This is a genomic window from Qipengyuania psychrotolerans, from assembly GCF_019711355.1.
Lineage (GTDB): Bacteria > Pseudomonadota > Alphaproteobacteria > Sphingomonadales > Sphingomonadaceae > Qipengyuania > Qipengyuania psychrotolerans.
This window is the reverse complement of the sequence record NZ_CP081297.1, coordinates 1,478,169-1,495,631: the sequence shown is the minus strand read 5'-3', so window position 1 is coordinate 1,495,631 and position 17,463 is coordinate 1,478,169. Positions and strand designations below refer to the sequence as shown.

Sequence of the window (17,463 nt, the reverse complement as noted above, 5' to 3'; positions counted from 1 at the left end):
ATCAGGATGAGCCATGAAGTGGGGCCGGGCACCTCACCGCCATACGACACTCGCTTCCGCAGGTTGGTCGGGGAGGAACGATGGGCACAGCTGCCCGAGGCAGTGCGCGCACGGTTTTCCAAGCGCCTCGCACAAGCGCGCGTCGCCTTGTATCCCGGCATCATCCGCGAGGTGCGATTTTCAGCATTGGGCCGCGTGTTGGCGCAAGTCTGCCGGCTAATCGGCAGCCCGCTGCCTCTCCACAAAGACTGCGGTGTTCCGGCCACCGTTTCCGTCAGTGAAGACCGTGAGAGTGGCGGGCAGTGCTGGACAAGGATCTACGGGCGGGCACGCGGATTTCCGCAAGTTATCCATAGCGCCAAGCGTTTTGCCGGGCCGACCGGGCTCGAGGAATATCTCGGGAAGGGCATCGGCATGGCGCTGAAAGTCGACGCCGTCGGCAATGGTCTGGTATTCTCGAGCGATCACTATTTCGTCAAGCTTGGCGGGCGCCGTGTCCGATTTCCGCGCTGGATGAGCCCAGGGCGCACTGTGGTGCGGCATGTGGACATGAGCGAGGGCGCTTTCGAGTTCTCGCTAAGCCTCGTGCACCCGGTCTTTGGAGAACTCGTCTATCAATCGGGAGAGTTTCGCGATGGCTAGTCCGCTCAAGGTCCTGATCGTCGGTGCCAGCGGCGTATTCGGATCGCGCCTTGCCGAATTGGCGGTGCGCGAAGAAGGCATTTCATTGACTCTTGGCGCGCGGAATTTGTCCAAACTCGAAAAGGTCGCGCAGGAGTTGGCTGGCCCGGTCAATCTGGCCCGGATCGACCGGGACATGGTCAAGGCGGTGGACCTGACCGGCTATGACCTCATTATTGACGCTGCCGGACCCTTTCAGTCGTCGCATACAAATTTGGTCGAGGCTGCCATCGGCGCGCGTGTCGCCTATCTCGATCTGGCCGATGGCCGTGAGTTCATCGCTCACTTCCCCAGCTTTGATGGAGAGGCAAAGGCTGCCGGGGTCCCGCTCGTGACAGGAGCCAGCTCGATCCCGGCGCTCAGTCATGCAGTGCTCGATGCTCTGGTTGCCGGTTGGCGCGCGGTGGATAGTGTCCGCATCGGGATTTATCCGGGAAACAGGGCGCCGCGCGGCAGGTCCGTAGTCGAGGCAATCCTGTCTTATGTCGGCAAGCCGGTGCGGGTTTTCCGCGAAGGTGAATGGCAGAACGTGGCAGGCTGGGGCGGAATGCACCGCGAGCAGATCGCCGGTATCGGGCCGCGCTGGGCCTCCGTGTGCGACACGCCTGAACAAGATTTGCTTGTTGGCCGGTACAAGCCCCGCCAATCCGCCGAGTTTTTTGCCGGTCTCGAACTCGGCTTGCTCCATGTCGGGCTGTGGCTGTGCAGTCTTCCTGTGCGCATTGGCATCCTTAGAAGCCTCAGGCCGTTCGCCGGTCCGATGTTGGCCATGGCAGAGCTTCTACGCCCGATCGGCTCGGACCGCGGCGCAATGACCGTTCGGGCGAGAGGAGCAGATGCGGCAGGCGACCCCGTCGAACGATGCTGGGTGCTTCGCGCTGACGCAAACCGGGGGCCTTATGTCCCGATCCTTGCGGCGCTGGCGATGATGCGCCGGTTTCGCGATGGCACCGGACCAAATGCGGGCGCACTTGTTTGCTCTGGCTTGCTTGAGTTCGCCGATTTCGCGCCGGACATGGCGAAGCTGGAAATGGAGCACTGGCTTGAGGGGGAGGCGACGCAACTCGGCTTTGACTCTGCGGGGTCCGCACTGCAATCCTCTGCTGCATGAACCGAAGCATCCTCGCGGCCCCCGTGCTGCTCTCCGCCGCGCCCCTTGCCGCCCAGTCCACTACGCAGGACCAGCTGGAGGCTCGCCACGACCGCGCCCTGGCCGCAGGTTACAAGGCGCTGTTCCTGTGTAGCGCCATCGCGAATGCGGAGGCGAACGGCGCCGAGCGAACCGCAGGGAGCGTAGAGCAGTGGGAATTGACCGGTGTGCAGGCTCCGCTGGATGCGATCATGCCTGATCTGGAGCACCGGATTTACCGTTCGGGTGATGGTGCGGGTGCGCTTGCGCGGGTGGAAGTGGATTGGTCGGAGGACATGCCGCCGAGGATCGCGCGTCACCGGGAGGGGGGAGGCTGCTCGCAGGAGCCGGTCGGCCAATCGGCCGTACCCCAGGATCATGAGCTCCAGCGATCCTATCCCGATGCGCTTGTAAACCCGCACGCCCGGATCAACCCGCCAGCTCTCAAGCGCGTGTTCGATGCTTCGATGCAAGGAGCCTATGGAGAGGGAACGCGGACAACCGCCGTGATCGTCAGCGAGCAGGCCGGAGACGGTTACTGGCAATATGCCGACCCGCAGATCGGGCCAGCCACCCCTCAGCGCACGTGGTCTGTAGCCAAGAGCATCGCTGCAACGCTGGTCGGCGCGGCTGTGCATCGTGCAGGCACCGATATAAACGCGTCTGCCGGGCTGGGGGCTGACGAGGCTGATCCTCGCCGCGCCATCACTGTGGATCATCTGCTACGCATGGCGTCGGGCCGGTACTCTGACACACCCGGCAATCGCACCGACCCCCTCTACTTCGGAGGGGCCACGGTTGAGGAGACCGCTTTGCACTGGCCGCTCGTCCACGCGCCGGGCACTGTCTATCGCTATGCAAACAACGATACATTGGCGGCGGTCAAAGCCATCGAGGAAACGTTTGCGGAATTCCCGCCAAGCAAATTGCTCGAACAGCTGGGCATGACGAACACCGTCGCGGAGACTGACTGGCAGGGTGACTACATCCTATCCAGCCAGGTTTGGGCGACTGCCCCCGACCTGATGCGGCTTGGCCAGCTCTACCTCAACGACGGCGTCCTCCCGAACGGCGAGCGCGTCCTGCCCGAGGAGTGGGCCGAGTACGTTTCCACCCCGTCCGGCCCGCAACCCGATGGTCCCTTTGGCTACGGTGCTGGCTTCTGGCTGTTCAACAAGAGCGCAGGCATTCCCGCGGATACATTCGCTGCCATGGGGAACCGCGGACAGTTCATCGTAATTGTCCCCAGCCTGAACATTGTGATCGTGCGCAGGGGCGAAGATCCGACAGGTTCGCGCTTCGATATTGCGGCATTCACGAGCGATGTACTTGAATCTCTTGGGAAATAACTGTTCACATAAACTGATAGTTTTCTGAACATACACTGCTGATACAATTCAGCGTCACCTCAGTGCGACTCGCCTAGAACATCAATCAACCGAGGCAATCCCGCCCCGGTAGCAGATGAGGAGAGCCTCACATGACCAATTTCAAGAAGACTTTTGCGAAGGGTGGGATCGCAACCGCAGCCGTAGGCGCGATGGCCTTGGCATCAGCAACCCCGGTGCAGGCGCGTGACCGCGGCGATGATGGAATTTCAGTCGGCGACGTGATTGCCGGTGCAGTTATCATTGGCGGTATTGCCGCCGTAGCCAGCGCAGCCAGCAAGGACCGCGACCATTACCGCGGCAGCCGCTACTACCGCGATGGACGTTATTACAGCGATGGCCGCGATTACCGCCGCCAAGCCTATCGCAGCCGCGGCAACCCGCGAGCAGCAGTCGAGAAATGTGTGAACGCTGCAAGGCAGGATGCGCGCCGGTCCGGCTACCGCTTCGCCGAGGTGACGGACATTCGCGACGTGAAGGACACGCGTTATGGCTGGAAGGTCAAGGGCCGCATGGTTGTCGATGGGCAGCGTGGTTACAACCGGTATGACCGCTACGATCGCCGCGACTATCGCCGCTATGGCAATGAAGATCACGGCAAATTCTCCTGCTACATCGAGCGGGGTCGTGTGACGCAGGTAGATTTCAGCGGCATTCGCGGACTTCGCTAAGAACTAGCAGTCACCACAGGATGGCTCGGGCTCCAGGGTCCGGGCCATTCTTCCATTTGGTTCAGGCGCGCTACAGCAGGGATGTGCGATCCGAACCCATCGTTACGCTTTGCGCAGGGGTGGTGCGCATCAGTGAAGGGCATCATTAATATGATTCACATTCGAAATTGGGCTGCCGCGCCTGCGCTGTTGGCTACCGCCTCGATGACCGCCATTCCGGCCTCCGCTGCGGAGCTGCCGCAAATATCCAGTGCGCCCGCGCATTCCGAAAGCACCACTTCATACGATCCGGCAGACCAGACCTTCGAAAACCATCGCGACCGCCGGTATCGGCATTATCGCTACCGCCGCGGGCCCAGCACCGGCGACGTTCTGGCCGGTGTCCTGATCATCGGCGGGATTGCCGCGATCGCCAACGCATCGAAAAGGGATGACCGCCGCTATCGTGAGCGCGATCGCGACTGGCGCTATCCCGAAGATCGCAATTACCGCGATGATCGCCGTGACGGTTCCGGCATGGATGGTACACGCGGTATCGACCGTGCGGTAAGCATGTGTGTCGACGAGGTAGAGCGCGAAAGCCGGGTCGAAACAGTCGACCGCGCTGATCGCACTGCAGACGGATGGCAGATATCCGGCACCGTCTCCAGCGGCAGCAGCTTCAGCTGCGAGATTGGCCGCGATGGCCGGATCGAGAACATCGATCTGGGTTCCCGCGAAAGCTGGGGCGGTGAAGACGAGCGCGATGATGGCTATGCTCGTTCCACCCCGGACAACCAGTGGGACGATGACCGTTATGCTTCCGAGCGTGACAAGGTCGAACGTCAGGCAGTCGCTCCGGCGCAGACCGGGCCGCAGCCGGCTTATCCCGGCGGCCCGATCGAAGGCGAAGAGCCCGTCGACGACGATCTGGACATCGGCACCGGCTATCCCGGCAAGTCAACCTGAGCCTGAACCTCAGTCCTTGGCCGCTCCACGTTCAGTGTAGGACGGCAAGGCAAGATTGAATCGGATCGCGGCGAGACGCAGGCCGAAACCTGCGATCGTCGCGCCGATCCAGACATACCAGCTTTCGATCCCTGCCAGAGCGCCGAGTACGGTGAGGCTGGCCGACAGCGCGGCTGCGGTGACGTAAAGTTCGGGCCGCATCAGTATCGAGGGCCGCCCGGCGATCACATCACGGATAATTCCGCCGACACAGCCGGTAATGACGCCCATCAGCACGGCAGGAACAGGCGGGACGCCGTATTGCAGTGACTTGGCCGTGCCGAGCACTGCGTAAGCGGCAAGTCCCAGGCCGTCGGCAATCGAGAGGAATCGGCCTTCCCACCAGCGGGTCGGCGTGAACCACGCGAACAGCGCGATACCCAGGCACGTCGCCGCTACCCAGGGGTCGGCTATCCAGAACACCGGCGCACCGATCAGAAGATCGCGGATCGTACCGCCGCCGACACCGGTGATGAGCGAAAAGAATACCAGCGTGACAAAGGTTTGACGTTCCTTGGCGGCCACCAATGCGCCGGTCAGCGCAAAGATCGCAACACCGGCAATATCGAGCCAGTCCAGAACAGGTGTGAGGATTTCCTCGTTCATGACGGCTGCGCTCTTCCAGGGGCGGTTTTGCGCGATTTCCGGCGCCGGAACATCAGTACACAGCCCAGGAGCGAGCCGAGGACCCCCAATCCTGCGAACAGGATCAATATTGGATGGCTCGTATCTTCACGCGTCTGGAGGTCCATGATGTGCAGGCCCCATACGAAGTCGAACGTTCGCCACCACTTCGTGCGAACCGCTTCGATATTGCCGGTTTCAGTGCCCACGTAGACATGCGTGCCGTCTTCCAGCGCGACCTGCCAGACCGGGATGGGCCGCCGGAAGTCGAACGGAACATCGTCTGCCTCGAACCTGGCGGTATTCTCTACTCGGTCACCGCCCTCGATATTTTCCGCAACGATCATGCGCGCTTCCACTTCGGACAGCGGAGACATCGGCCTTCCGTCAGCGCGGAAACGCTCGCTCTGGCCGTCCATGTAGGTAATGCGGGTGACCGTTTCTCCGCGTTCAATCTGGGTGGTTACAGATCGAACCGGGCGAGTACTTTCGGCAGGCAGGGTAACCGCGATCTGAGTGTCGGACGGCAGGGCGCGCTCGGCCACTTCCTTGCGCAAGTGATTGCCGCGAACTTCCTCGATTGGTTTGATGACCATGACGAGGCCCGTAACGGTCCACATCAGGATCGGCACACCAACCAGCCAGCCAAGCCAGATGTGCCACTTGGCGAATCGCCGCATTACGCGCTGCTGACCCACAATCGTCCTCCTGTCGAATCGCGGTTCGGAATGGGACCCCGCGATCAGGAGTGCAACACCTGCCCCATGGCTCTTGCCGCCGCGATCGTGGATAGATCGCTCCAACGTGGTCCCATGACCTGCATACCGCATGGCAGGCCGCCGGTCTCTCCAATGGGCAAGACTGTTGCGGGCAGGTTGGGGAAGGTCGCAAAGCCTGCCCAGCACAGGCCCGCGGCACCGCGAACCTGATCACCGTTGATCGTAAGCATCCCGTCGAACACCCTGCCTTCCGAATGCGGCACGGCCAGCACCGGGGCGGGCGGCGCCAGTACGTAATCGTAGGTCTGAAAAACGCGGCTCCAGGCGGCTTCGTTGCGGTACTGGATGTCCAGCAAATCGAACCAGTCGGTGGCACTTGCGCGGGAACCGTCACGCGCAGGTGCACCGCGCGCCATCGCGATATTGAGCATCCTCATGTAGTTGGCATGTTGCTGTGCCAGATCGGGCAGCAAGTCACTGGCCCGGTCAATCTTTGCCCCCGCAGCCTCAAGGGCGGCAAAAGCTGCTTCGTGGGGGCCGCGCACCGCGTCATCGGTGGGGCAATCGGGATGTTCGGTCAGCGCAAGCAGCCGCATTTGCGAAACGGGTTTGCGCGTCTCGTCCAATTTTCGGTCTGCCGTGAGCCGGGTGAGCAGCGCGAGGTCCTCTGCATTGCGGGTCAGCGGACCAGCAATGGACAGCACCCCATCATGCGCCCCGCGTCCGGCCATCTGGGGATGATCGTGACCTTCCTTGCTGATGAGGCCCCAACTGCTTTTGTGACCCCAGACGCCGCAAAAATGCGCCGGAACACGGACCGATCCGCCTATGTCCGTCCCGAAATCACAGGGTACCATCCCGCTGGCGACCGCTGCGGCAGATCCGCCAGACGACCCGCCCGGAGAGCGGTCGTGGTCGTGCGGGTTATTGGTACGGCCATAGACCGGATTGTTCGATTGCCAGTCAGCGAGGTCCGGCGGAACGTTGGTCTTGCCGAGGAAGATGGCTCCGGCAGCCTTTAGTTTGCTGACGACTGCGGCATCGGCAGTAGCGATATTGTCGCGGTGCGCCTCGTGGCCCCAGCACGTAGGCAAGCCTTCGATATCGAAGCTTTCCTTGATCGTCATGGGAACGCCGAACAGCGGCTGGTCAGGGCCGGGCTTCGTGCCGGACATTGCCCGCGCAGTTTCCTGTGCGCGTTCGAAATCGCACACCACGACCGCGTTGATGTGCGTATCGAGGTGCTCGATCCGCGCAATGGCGGCATCGACCGCCTCGATCGGAGAAAGCTTGCCCTGAGCAATCTGGGCAGCCGTTTCCAGCGCCCCAGGTTTCTTGGTCAGTTTCGGATAGGTCATCTAGCTCTCCCCCGCGTGCGAGGGAAAGCTAGCGCGTCAAAGCTTCACGAGGAAGCCACTTCCGATCTTTCCTGCTTTGCGGCAGATCAGATGTGGATCGGTTTACCCTGAACACCCATCGCCGCTTCCTTGATAGCTTCGGAATGCGTCGGGTGGGCGTGGCAGGTGTAAGCGATGTCTTCGGATGTTGCGCCGAATTCCATCGCCTGCGTGGCCTGCTGGATCATCGTGCCCGCGACGCTGGCAATCGCCCACACGCCGAGTACGCGGTCGCTTTCGGCCTCGGCAATGATCTTCACGAATCCGTCGGGCTCGTGGTTGGTCTTGGCGCGGCTGTTGGCCATCATCGGGAACTTGCCGACTTTAATCTTGGTCTTGTCGCCGCCCATCTTTTCGATGGCTTCGTCCTGCGTAAGGCCGACACCGGCAAATTCGGGCCAAGTGTAAACGACGCCGGGGATGAGATCGTGGTTCACGATGCCGGTCAGTCCGGCCACGTTTTCCGCGCAGGCGATGCCTTCGTCTTCAGCTTTATGGGCAAGCATCGGGCCGGGGACTACGTCGCCAATGGCCCACACACCGTCGACCTTCGTGCGGAAATCGTGATCGATGTCGATTTGGCCGCGCTTGTTGGTTTCAAGTCCGATCTTGTCGAGGCCAAGTCCGTCGGTATTCGGCTTGCGGCCGATAGACACCAGCACGCAATCGGCTTCGAGGGTCTCACTTTCGCCGCCAGCGGACGGTTCGAGCGTCAGCGTGGCCTTCTTGCCTTCGACCGAAACGCCGGTGACCTTGGTCGACAGGCGCAGTTCCATGCCCTGCTTCTTGAAGATCTTCGCGGCTTCCTTGCGGACATCGTCGTCCATGCCCGGCAGCAGCTTGTCTAGGTATTCCACGACGATGACTTCTGCACCGAGGCGGCACCAGACCGACCCCATTTCAAGCCCGATCACACCGCCGCCTATGACGACCATCTTCTTGGGCACAGCAGGAAGTTCGAGCGCACCGGTAGAGTCCACGACGACGTGGTTGTCGTTGTCGATCTCGACGCCGGGCAGGGGAGTGACGGAAGATCCCGTCGCGATGATGATGTCCTTGGCGGTAACCGTTTCATCGCCAATCTTGACCGTGTGAGCATCCTGGAAGGTGGCGTAACCCTTCTTCCAGTCGACCTTGTTCTTCTTGAACAGGAACTGGATACCGCCGGTCAGGCTCTTGACCGCGTCGCGGCGCTGTTCGTGCATCTTGTCGAGGTTGAGCTTGGGCTCCACCTCGATGCCCATTTCGGCCATCGTACCATTGGTAGCTGCGTTGAAGAATTCCGAGGCGTGCAGCATCGCTTTCGACGGGATGCAGCCGACGTTGAGGCATGTTCCGCCCAATGTCTCGCGGCCTTCGGCGCAGGCGGTTTTCAGACCGAGCTGTGCTGCGCGAATTGCGGCAACATAGCCGCCGGGGCCAGCGCCGATGACAAGGACGTCGTAGTCGTATTCAGCCATTAGTCTTTCCTCAGAGGTCGATCAGCATCCGGGTCGGATCTTCGATCGCTTCCTTGATGATCTTGAGTGCGGTGACCGCCTCGCGGCCGTCGATCAGGCGGTGGTCGTAGGACAGGGCAATATACATCATCGGGCGGATGACGATTTCGCCGTCGACGACGACCGGGCGGTCCTCAATCCGGTGGAGGCCGAGAACGGCGCTCTGTGGCGGGTTGATGATCGGGGTCGACATAAGCGATCCGAAGACGCCGCCGTTGGAGATCGTGAAGGTACCGCCCTTCATGTCTTCCATGGTCAGCGTGCCTTCCTTGGCGCGCTTGCCGAAATCGGCGATGTCTTTTTCGATCCGGGCAAAGCCCTTGTCCTGCGCGTCGCGGATCACCGGAACAACCAGACCGTTGGGTGCCGACACGGCGACCGAAATATCGACGTAATCGTGATAAACGATCTCATCGCCTTCGATGTAGGCGTTGACCGCGGGCACGTCCTTCAGCGCAAGGCAGGCGGCCTTGGCAAAGAAGCCCATGAAGCCGAGGCGGATGTCGTGCTTCTTGGCGAACATGTCCTTGTACTTCGCGCGCGCTTCCATGACGGCCGACATGTCGACATCGTTGAAGGTGGTGAGCAGCGCCGCGTTGTCCTGCGCGCCCTTGAGGCGTTTGGCGATCGTCTGGCGCATGCGCGTCATCTTCACGCGCTCTTCGCGGCGTTCGCCGGTTGCTGCCGGGGCAGACGGAGTTTCAGCCTGAGCTGGCGCAGCGTCGGCAATCGTTCCGCCATCCTTCTTGGACTTGGCAGCAGCGATCACGTCCTCCTTGGTCAGGCGGCCATCCCTGCCGGAACCCTTGATGGTCGAAGGATCGACGCCGTGTTCCAGGACTGCGCGGCGAACAGCCGGCGACAGCGTTTGCGAAGCATCTGACGAAGCCGCAGGAGCAGGCGCTTCTGCACGCTCATCCTTGCCTTCTTCGCGCTGCTCGGCTGCGCGGCCAGCTTCTTCGCCCTTGGCAGCCGGAGCGCCGCCTTCCTCGATGACTGCAAGCACAGCGCCGACTTCGACGGTATCGCCGACAGCGACCTTGAATTCGGTGATGACGCCAGCGACGGGCGAAGGTGCCTCGACCGCGACCTTGTCGGTTTCGAGACTGACGATGGGTTCATCCACCGCGACAGCATCGCCGACATTCTTCAGCAATTCGCCGATGGAGGCTTCGGTAACGCTCTCGCCGAGCGCGGGGACTTTGACTTCGGTGGCCATGGTCAGATGGTTCCTTCTCGGGCCTGAATCAGGTGCAATTGCTGGTGGCGGCGGAGTTGTCGCCGTCGTTGAGGCCCAGCGCGATGTTCACCAACGCTTCCTGCTGGACCTTGTGGCGGCTGGCAAATCCGGTGGCGGGCGATGCGGCAACTTCGCGGCCGGCATAGCAGGGGCGCATGCCCTTCTTGCCTGCCTTGTCGGCTGCTTCTTCGATCAGGCGATCAACGAAGAACCAAGCGCCGTTGTTTTTCGGTTCTTCCTGGCACCAGACGATGGTTTCGAGATTTTTCATCCGCTCGAGGCGCACTGCAAGCGGTTCGCCGGGGAACGGATAAAGCTGCTCGATCCGCACGATGGAAACATCGTCCAGACCAGCTTCATCGCGGCGCTGCATCAGGTCATAGGCAACCTTGCCGCTACATAGGACGAGGCGCTTGACCTTTTCGTCAGGGATCGTGGCCAGATCTGACTTGATCCGCATAAAATGCGTCTCACCCGTGAAGGCGTCGGCTTCGCTCTTCGCCATCGGATGGCGCAGCAGCGACTTGGGCGTCATGATGACCATCGGCTTGCGGAACGAACGCAGCATCTGGCGGCGAAGCACGTGGAAGTAATTCGCCGGGTCGGTGATGTTGCAGACCTGGATATTGTCGTTCGCACACAGTTGCAGGAAGCGTTCAAGACGCGCCGAACTGTGTTCCGGACCCTGTCCTTCATAACCATGCGGCAGCAGCAGGACGAGGCCGTTTGCACGGAGCCATTTCACTTCGCCAGCGGCGATGAACTGGTCGATCATGATCTGCGCGCCATTGGCGAAATCGCCAAACTGCGCTTCCCACATCACGAGGCTTTTCGGGTCCGCCATGGCGAAACCGTATTCGAAGCCGAGCACGCCGTATTCCGAAAGCGGGCTGTCATACACTTCGAACTTGCCGTGGGGCAGGGTGGTGAGCGGGATGTATTTGCGCTCATCCTTCTGGTCGACCCAGACGGCGTGGCGCTGGCTGAAAGTGCCGCGGCCCGAATCCTGGCCGGACAGACGCACACCAAATCCTTCGGTGACGAGGCTGCCGAATGCGAGAGCTTCTGCCGTGGCCCAGTCGAACCCTGTGCCGCTGTCGAACATTTCCTTCTTGGCCTTGAGCACGCGGCCCAGGGTCTTGTGGATCGTCACATCGTCAGGGACCGTCGTCAGCGTGCGGCCGAGGCTGTCGAACAGCTTCTTTTCGATCGCCGTTTCAACATTGCGCCGCGCCCCTTCAGGATCGGCAGGCTTGTTCATGCCGGCCCAGCGGCCACCGAACCAGTCGGCTTCGTCGGGCTTGTAATCCTTGGCGGCAGCGAATTCTTCTTCGAGGTGGGCGTCAAATTCCTGGCGCAGCTGGTCGGCATAGCCTTTTTCGATGACGCCGGACTCTTCCAGCCGTGCTGTGTAAAGCTCGCTCACTCGCGGATGCTGGCGGATCGCGTCATACATCAGTGGCTGGGTGAATTTGGGCTCGTCGCCTTCGTTGTGACCGAAGCGGCGATAGCACCACATGTCGATCACGATATCGCGGCCGAATGTCTGGCGGTATTCGATGGCCAGCTTGCAGGCGAATGTCACGGCTTCGGGATCATCACCGTTGACGTGCAGGATCGGCGCCTGAATGCCCTTCGCCACATCGGACGGATAGGGGCTGGAGCGGGCGAACTGCGGGCTGGTGGTGAAGCCGATCTGGTTGTTGATGACGAAATGCAGGCAGCCGCCCGTGTCATATCCGCGCACGCCCGAGAAGCCGAGGCATTCCCACACGATGCCTTGTCCAGCGAAAGCAGCATCGCCGTGAAGCAGTACGGGCAGGACCTGTTCGTGCTTCTTCAAGTCGTCGCGAATGGCCTGCTGCGCGCGGCTCTTGCCGAGCACGACCGGGTTCACCGCTTCTAGATGCGATGGGTTGGGCACGAGGCTCATGTGCACATCGATACCGTCGAACGTGCGGTCGGTGCTGGTGCCGAGGTGATATTTCACGTCGCCAGAGCCGCCCACATCGTCGGGGTTCGAGGACCCGCCGGAGAATTCGTGGAAGATGACCTTGTACGGCTTGCCCATCACATTCGCGAGGACGTTCAGCCGGCCGCGGTGGGCCATGCCATAAATGATCTCGCGAACGCCTTGCTGGCCGCCATACTTGATGACTGCTTCGAGCGCAGGGATCATGGATTCGCCGCCATCGAGGCCGAAACGCTTGGTGCCGACGTATTTCTTGCCGAGGAATTTCTCGTATTCCTCGCCGCGGATCACGGCAGCGAGGATGGCGCGCTTGCCTTCCTCTGTGAACTGGATGGTGTCTTCAGGCTGCTCGAACTTGTCCTGGAGGAAGCGGCGTTCCTCCGTGTCCGAGATGTGCATGTATTCAAGGCCGACATTGCCGCAATAGGTGAGGCGCAGGGCATTGTAGAGGTCGCGCACGGTAACCCAGTCGAAACCGAATACGCCGCCGACGAAAACTTCCTTGTCTTCCTGTCCGGCAAAACCATGCCATTCCAGCGTGAGGTCTTCCGGCACTTGGCGGTGAGAGAGGCCCAGCGGATCGAGATCGGCTGCGAGATGCCCGCGAACCCGGTAAAGCCGCACGAGAAGCATGGCGCGAATGCTGTCGTCCGCCGCCTGTTCGATTGCCTTGGGGTCGGTCGCCTTCCCGGCCTTCGCAGAGGCCTGTGCCACAGCAAGGCGCATCTGCGTGGGGTCGAGCGCCGCGGTCAGGTCCGCTTCGCTATCGACCACCTCTGCCAGCCAGCGCGGGTTACCCCAGCTGGGACCCGGTTGGGGACCTTCCTGGTCGTTCATCTCGGGAAGGAAATCGTGGCTCTCGTTACCCATCGGGTTACCTTTCGCGCCGAACGTGGTGCCGGCTCATACTGCCAATGCCTCGGCGGTGCGGAAGGCTCCCGATTATGAGAAAACCTTTCCGCACCTTTCCGCGGATCAGGCGAGTTCTTTCAGCATCGCGTCGAGCGTGGTGCCAAGTTCGCTGGGCGAGGGGGAAACACGGACGCCTGCATCTTCCATCGCTGCGATCTTGTCGTCCGCGCCGCCTTTGCCGCCCGATACGATGGCACCAGCGTGGCCCATGCGGCGGCCCGGAGGCGCCGTGCGGCCGGCGATGAAGCCAACGGTCGGTTTCTTGCGGCCCTTGGCTGCTTCGTTCTTGAGGAATTCAGCGGCTTCTTCTTCCGCGCTGCCGCCGATTTCGCCGATCATGATGATTGAGGTGGTTTCCTCATCGTCGAGGAAGAGGTCGAGCACGTCGATGAAGTTGGTGCCGTTGACAGGGTCGCCGCCGATGCCGACCGCAGTTGTCTGGCCGAGGCCGACCATCGTGGTCTGGTGGACGGCTTCATAAGTCAGCGTCCCCGAGCGCGAAACCACGCCGACGCTGCCCTTCTTGAAGATGGAGCCGGGCATGATGCCGATTTTGCATTCGCCGGGCGTCAGGACGCCGGGGCAGTTCGGGCCGATCAGGCGCGATTTGCTGCCTTCCAGCGCGGCCTTGACCTTGACCATGTCGAGCACCGGAATGCCTTCGGTGATGGCCACAATCAGTTCCATCTCGGCGTCGATCGCTTCGCAGATTGCGTCTGCGGCGAACGGCGGCGGAACATAGATGCACGATGCAGTCGCGCCGGTTTCGGCCTTCGCTTCGCGTACGGTGTTGAAATTGGGCAGGCCGATATGCGTGGTGCCGCCTTTGCCGGGCGTTACGCCTGCAACCATCTTGGTGCCGTAATCCAGCGCCTGCTGCGTGTGGAAAGTGCCGGTGTCACCGGTCATCCCCTGCGTGATGACCTTGGTGTTCTTGTCTACGAGGATGCTCATTCGGCGCTCTCCTGGGGAATTGCTGTGATTTCAAAACGGGCGATAGGTTTGTCGCGGTCGCCGGTGGGATCGACGCGCATGACCTTGCCGTCACCGAGCGCCCAAAAATAGGTCGGGCCGTCGGCGCGGTTCGGCATGCCGACAAATTCCGAAACGCCCTGCGCTGTGGGACCGTAGTCGGACGTATTGTCCAGCCGTGCGAAGACGGTGCAGGCCTTGGCCTTCAAGTCTTCCTTGGTGATGATGATGAGCGCTTCATTGCCCATCTTTTCGTACGCACCGCGGATGACTTGTGCGCGGCGTCCGGCCGCCTTGCGATAGGGCTTCCAGCCATGTTCCCTGAGATCGTCGAGTTCGATCCAGGTGGAGCTTGTAACCGCCTTGCAAGCATTGATCGCGTCAGCGATCTCGCCAGCGGAAGCGGGTTTCTCCTGCGCTGCGGCCGGAACCGCAGCGAGGGCAAGGAAAGGGAGAAGGCGAAGGGTCTTCATTGAAATGCGTCCCAATTCAATCCGTTCGCTCAGGCGAGCGAGCTGTCCATGTTCTTGCAGGCTTCGAGCAGTTCTTCGACTGCATCGACCGAAACCTTGAGGTTGGACTTCTCTTCGTCTGACAATTCGATTTCGATCACGTCTTCGATGCCGTTGCCGCCAATCACCGCAGGTACGCCGACATAAAGTCCGTCGACGTCATACTTGCCTTCGACATAGGCCGCGCAGGGCAGGATGCGCTTCTGGTCGCCCAGATAGGCTTCCGCCATACTGATCGCGCTGGTTGCCGGGGCATAATAAGCCGAGCCATTGCCGAGCAGGCCGACGATTTCGCCGCCGCCGCCGCGTGTGCGCTTTACGATTTCGTCGAGGCGCGCCTGGTCGACGCCGCGGATCTTGGCGAGATCGCCAACCGGGATGCCGTTGATCGTCGAATAGCTGAGGACCGGGACCATTGTATCGCCGTGTCCGCCGAGGACGAATGCATTCACGTCCTTGGCGCTGACACCGAATTCCCATGCCAGGAAAGTGGCGAAGCGGGCACTGTCGAGAACGCCGGCCATGCCGACGACCTTGTTGTGCGGCAGGCCGCTGAATTCGCGCAGCGCCCAGACCATCGCGTCAAGCGGGTTGGTGATGCAGATCACGAATGCTTCGGGGCAATTGTTCTTGATACCTTCGCCGACCGACTTCATCACCTTGAGGTTGATGCCGAGCAAATCGTCGCGGCTCATGCCGGGCTTGCGGGGAACGCCAGCAGTCACGATGACCACGTCAGCGCCGGCGATGTCGGCATAGTCGTTCGAGCCGGTGATCTTGGCGTCGAAACCTTCGATCGGGCCGCACTGGCTCAGGTCGAGCGCCTTGCCCTGCGGCATGCCCTCGGCGATGTCGAACAGGACGATGTCGCCCATTTCCTTCTTCGCTGCGAGGTGGGCGAGGGTACCGCCGATCATGCCGGAGCCGATCAGGGCGATTTTTTTGCGGGCGACGCCTTGGGCCATGCGGGAAAAGTCCTTCCAAACGTGCGGGACTGCACAAGCCGATTCAATTGGCGCGCACGCGTGTCCCGCGACGGTGCGCACGCCCGGTGTTCGTAGGGCGGCCTAGGCTCCGAGACATAGGATTGCAACCGCCAAAAAGGCCTATAGCCAAACTATCTTTGCAAATAGTTCGCAATAGCAATAGATGTAAATTCGTGGGGTTTCACCTAGGCAATGGTCTATGCCCATGCGGGTTCCGCAAAGATCTGTCTTCGAATGAGCGGCAAGGCCCACGTTTGAGCTTCTCGGCCTCTGAGCTTGTCAGCCGATCAGTGGCTCGTTCTCGCGGATCAGGGCGCGTTCGAACTCGCTAGCTTGTTTGCGGTCCAGCGCCATGCAGATCTTTTTCCAGTGAATGCAGCCCGGCACGTCGCCTCTTGTGTTCGCGTCCTCGGCATTGCGCCGCGCCTGGCTGGCGGCAGAAAGCCCGAATTCGGCGAAATGGATCAATGCATCGCGCATGATGGGATCGAAGACAAAGGCTCCGCCAACTGGTTCGCCATTATCGTTGGCCGGACGCGATGGTGTCTTCCAATTCAGAGCGCGCGCAACATGGGAGCGCGCGGTGCAACGCGCAGCAGCGAAATGGACGGGCATCTTCATGATCCTTCTTTGTCGCCGCCAAGATTGTGCTTGGCGACCCGGCTGACAAAGGAATTAGCGCAAGGGCGCTAAACTTCGGTTCCGCAGCATACTTGAGAAGAGGTTAAATCGCTACTGCGTGGGCTTTTTCGGTGCGCCGGGTTCGCGCAGCCAGCGACCGGAGTTGCGAAACTCGGGTTTCACATCGCCTGACTGCGGTGGACCCGCCGGCGCGGCCTCGGCATTCCCGCCGACTTTGGGAGCGCTCGCAGGCGATATCTCGATCACGGCATTTGGTGGAGGCGGCGGCTCTGCGACGATGCTCGCCTGTGAAGGCACTGTGGCCTCCGTCCTGGTGTTGGGCAGCGCCAACGGCTCGCGCCCTGCATAGGAATTGGTAAAGGCGGCGGCACGTCCTGCACTGCCTTTCCAGCGATAGAACCGGTGCGCCCCGATCGATCCGATCAGGTCGAGGCTGCTGGCCCAGTAAGGGTTTACCGCGTGCGTATGATAATGCGTGGCCAGTCCGGCGGGCGCGAAGACCTTGCCGGACAAGGAGGCCAGCGCGACAGATTGCGCGCGGGCCCATCCGCTTCGCGACGGTTCTCGGCGCAGCGAACCGTCACATGTGAAGGTGAACTGGCAGCCGGTCGTCCGTTCCGAACCCTGAAACACAACCCCGCATATGCTGGACGGGTAGGCCGGATGAGCCACCCGGTTCAGGACCACCTGAGCCACGGCTTCCTGACCGGCCTGACTTTCGCTTGCTGCCTCGTAATAAACTGCCATCGACAGGCATTTGAGCGCGCGCGCCTTGTCGATACCCGTGCCCGAGCTTTGAAACGCTTTCGCAGTCGCTCCGGCGCCGAATTTCTCCGTGAACTTCGCGGTTTCCAGATCGCCTTCGGACGCCCGCAATTCCTCGATATCGAACACTGGCCGGGGCGGCTGGTCGAGATAATAGAAAGCGGATCCGGGAAAGCTCTGGCCCGCAATTTCGAAGGGCATGGGTTCGACGTATTCGTTATTCTCCGCGAGCCCCATCGCGCTTGCGAAGCCTGGCCACACGCCTTGAGCCGCCGCTGTGGGCAAGGCCACCGCCGTGGCAAGGACAGCTGCTCGCTTGGCGAATTGGCGCCGCGCAGCCGCGCGCGCTTCCCGCACGGCCCGCCTG

Annotated in this window: 16 protein-coding genes; 5 read left to right on the top strand and 11 right to left on the bottom strand. The window is 61.5% G+C overall.

Features of this window, described 5'->3' with window-relative positions:
- The first annotated feature begins 6 nt into the window (after positions 1–6).
- From K3166_RS07305 to K3166_RS07285, 5 genes are all read left to right on the top strand, one after another.
- Positions 7–642 (top strand): DUF4166 domain-containing protein, encoded by a 636-nt coding sequence (locus K3166_RS07305; RefSeq protein ID WP_221421641.1) that lies wholly within the window; start codon positions 7–9, stop codon positions 640–642.
- On the top strand, positions 635–1,792 hold the full coding sequence (locus tag K3166_RS07300; protein ID WP_221421640.1) for a saccharopine dehydrogenase NADP-binding domain-containing protein: 1,158 nt from the start codon (positions 635–637) through the stop codon (positions 1,790–1,792). The genes K3166_RS07305 and K3166_RS07300 overlap by 8 nt, the downstream gene beginning before the upstream one ends.
- Positions 1,789–3,159 carry a serine hydrolase domain-containing protein gene (locus tag K3166_RS07295; RefSeq protein WP_221421639.1) on the top strand — a complete coding sequence of 457 codons (1,371 nt, stop codon included), beginning with the start codon at positions 1,789–1,791 and terminating at the stop codon, positions 3,157–3,159. The genes K3166_RS07300 and K3166_RS07295 overlap by 4 nt, the downstream gene beginning before the upstream one ends.
- A 131-nt stretch (positions 3,160–3,290) precedes the next feature.
- On the top strand, positions 3,291–3,869 hold the full coding sequence (locus tag K3166_RS07290) for a hypothetical protein (protein ID WP_221421638.1): 579 nt from the start codon (positions 3,291–3,293) through the stop codon (positions 3,867–3,869).
- Positions 3,870–4,058: 189 nt separating this feature from the next.
- Positions 4,059–4,817 (top strand): hypothetical protein, encoded by a 759-nt coding sequence (locus tag K3166_RS07285; RefSeq protein WP_221421637.1) that lies wholly within the window; start codon positions 4,059–4,061, stop codon positions 4,815–4,817.
- Positions 4,818–4,826: 9 nt separating this feature from the next.
- Here the strand turns inward: K3166_RS07285 and K3166_RS07280 are convergent, their stop codons facing one another.
- The 11 genes from K3166_RS07280 to K3166_RS07230 all read right to left on the bottom strand — a co-directional run bounded on the left by K3166_RS07280 (position 4,827) and on the right by K3166_RS07230 (position 17,453).
- The gene (locus K3166_RS07280; protein ID WP_221421636.1) at positions 4,827–5,462 is read right to left on the bottom strand and encodes a trimeric intracellular cation channel family protein; all 636 of its coding nucleotides are present in this window, start codon (positions 5,460–5,462) and stop codon (positions 4,827–4,829) included.
- Positions 5,459–6,160: a PepSY domain-containing protein gene (locus tag K3166_RS07275; RefSeq protein WP_247714569.1), complete on the bottom strand. Its 702-nt coding sequence runs from the start codon at positions 6,158–6,160 to the stop codon at positions 5,459–5,461. Before K3166_RS07275 ends, K3166_RS07280 begins: the two co-directional genes overlap by 4 nt.
- 62 nt (positions 6,161–6,222) lie before the next feature.
- A complete protein-coding gene (locus K3166_RS07270) occupies positions 6,223–7,557 on the bottom strand; it encodes an amidase family protein (protein WP_221421634.1) in 1,335 nt (444 codons plus the stop codon).
- An 86-nt stretch (positions 7,558–7,643) separates the two neighbouring features.
- Positions 7,644–9,056 carry a dihydrolipoyl dehydrogenase gene (gene lpdA, locus K3166_RS07265; RefSeq protein WP_221421633.1) on the bottom strand — a complete coding sequence of 471 codons (1,413 nt, stop codon included), beginning with the start codon at positions 9,054–9,056 and terminating at the stop codon, positions 7,644–7,646.
- A 10-nt stretch (positions 9,057–9,066) separates the two neighbouring features.
- Complete coding sequence (gene odhB, locus K3166_RS07260; protein ID WP_221421632.1) at positions 9,067–10,314, bottom strand: 2-oxoglutarate dehydrogenase complex dihydrolipoyllysine-residue succinyltransferase; 1,248 nt, start codon at positions 10,312–10,314, stop codon at positions 9,067–9,069.
- 28 nt (positions 10,315–10,342) lie between these two features.
- Positions 10,343–13,177 carry a 2-oxoglutarate dehydrogenase E1 component gene (locus K3166_RS07255; protein WP_221421631.1) on the bottom strand — a complete coding sequence of 945 codons (2,835 nt, stop codon included), beginning with the start codon at positions 13,175–13,177 and terminating at the stop codon, positions 10,343–10,345.
- Positions 13,178–13,282: 105 nt separating this feature from the next.
- Positions 13,283–14,173, bottom strand: coding sequence for a succinate--CoA ligase subunit alpha (gene sucD / locus K3166_RS07250; RefSeq protein WP_221421630.1), 891 nt, complete (start codon positions 14,171–14,173; stop codon positions 13,283–13,285).
- Positions 14,170–14,664 (bottom strand): hypothetical protein, encoded by a 495-nt coding sequence (locus tag K3166_RS07245; protein WP_221421629.1) that lies wholly within the window; start codon positions 14,662–14,664, stop codon positions 14,170–14,172. Before K3166_RS07245 ends, sucD begins: the two co-directional genes overlap by 4 nt.
- A gap of 29 nt (positions 14,665–14,693) precedes the next feature.
- Positions 14,694–15,668 carry a malate dehydrogenase gene (gene mdh / locus K3166_RS07240; protein ID WP_221421628.1) on the bottom strand — a complete coding sequence of 325 codons (975 nt, stop codon included), beginning with the start codon at positions 15,666–15,668 and terminating at the stop codon, positions 14,694–14,696.
- A gap of 300 nt (positions 15,669–15,968) precedes the next feature.
- Positions 15,969–16,310, bottom strand: a complete 342-nt coding sequence (locus K3166_RS07235; RefSeq protein ID WP_221421627.1) for a hypothetical protein — start codon at positions 16,308–16,310, stop codon at positions 15,969–15,971.
- A gap of 111 nt (positions 16,311–16,421) precedes the next feature.
- Positions 16,422–17,453, bottom strand: coding sequence for a cell wall hydrolase (locus K3166_RS07230; RefSeq protein WP_247714568.1), 1,032 nt, complete (start codon positions 17,451–17,453; stop codon positions 16,422–16,424).
- Between the last annotated feature and the right edge of the window lie 10 nt (positions 17,454–17,463).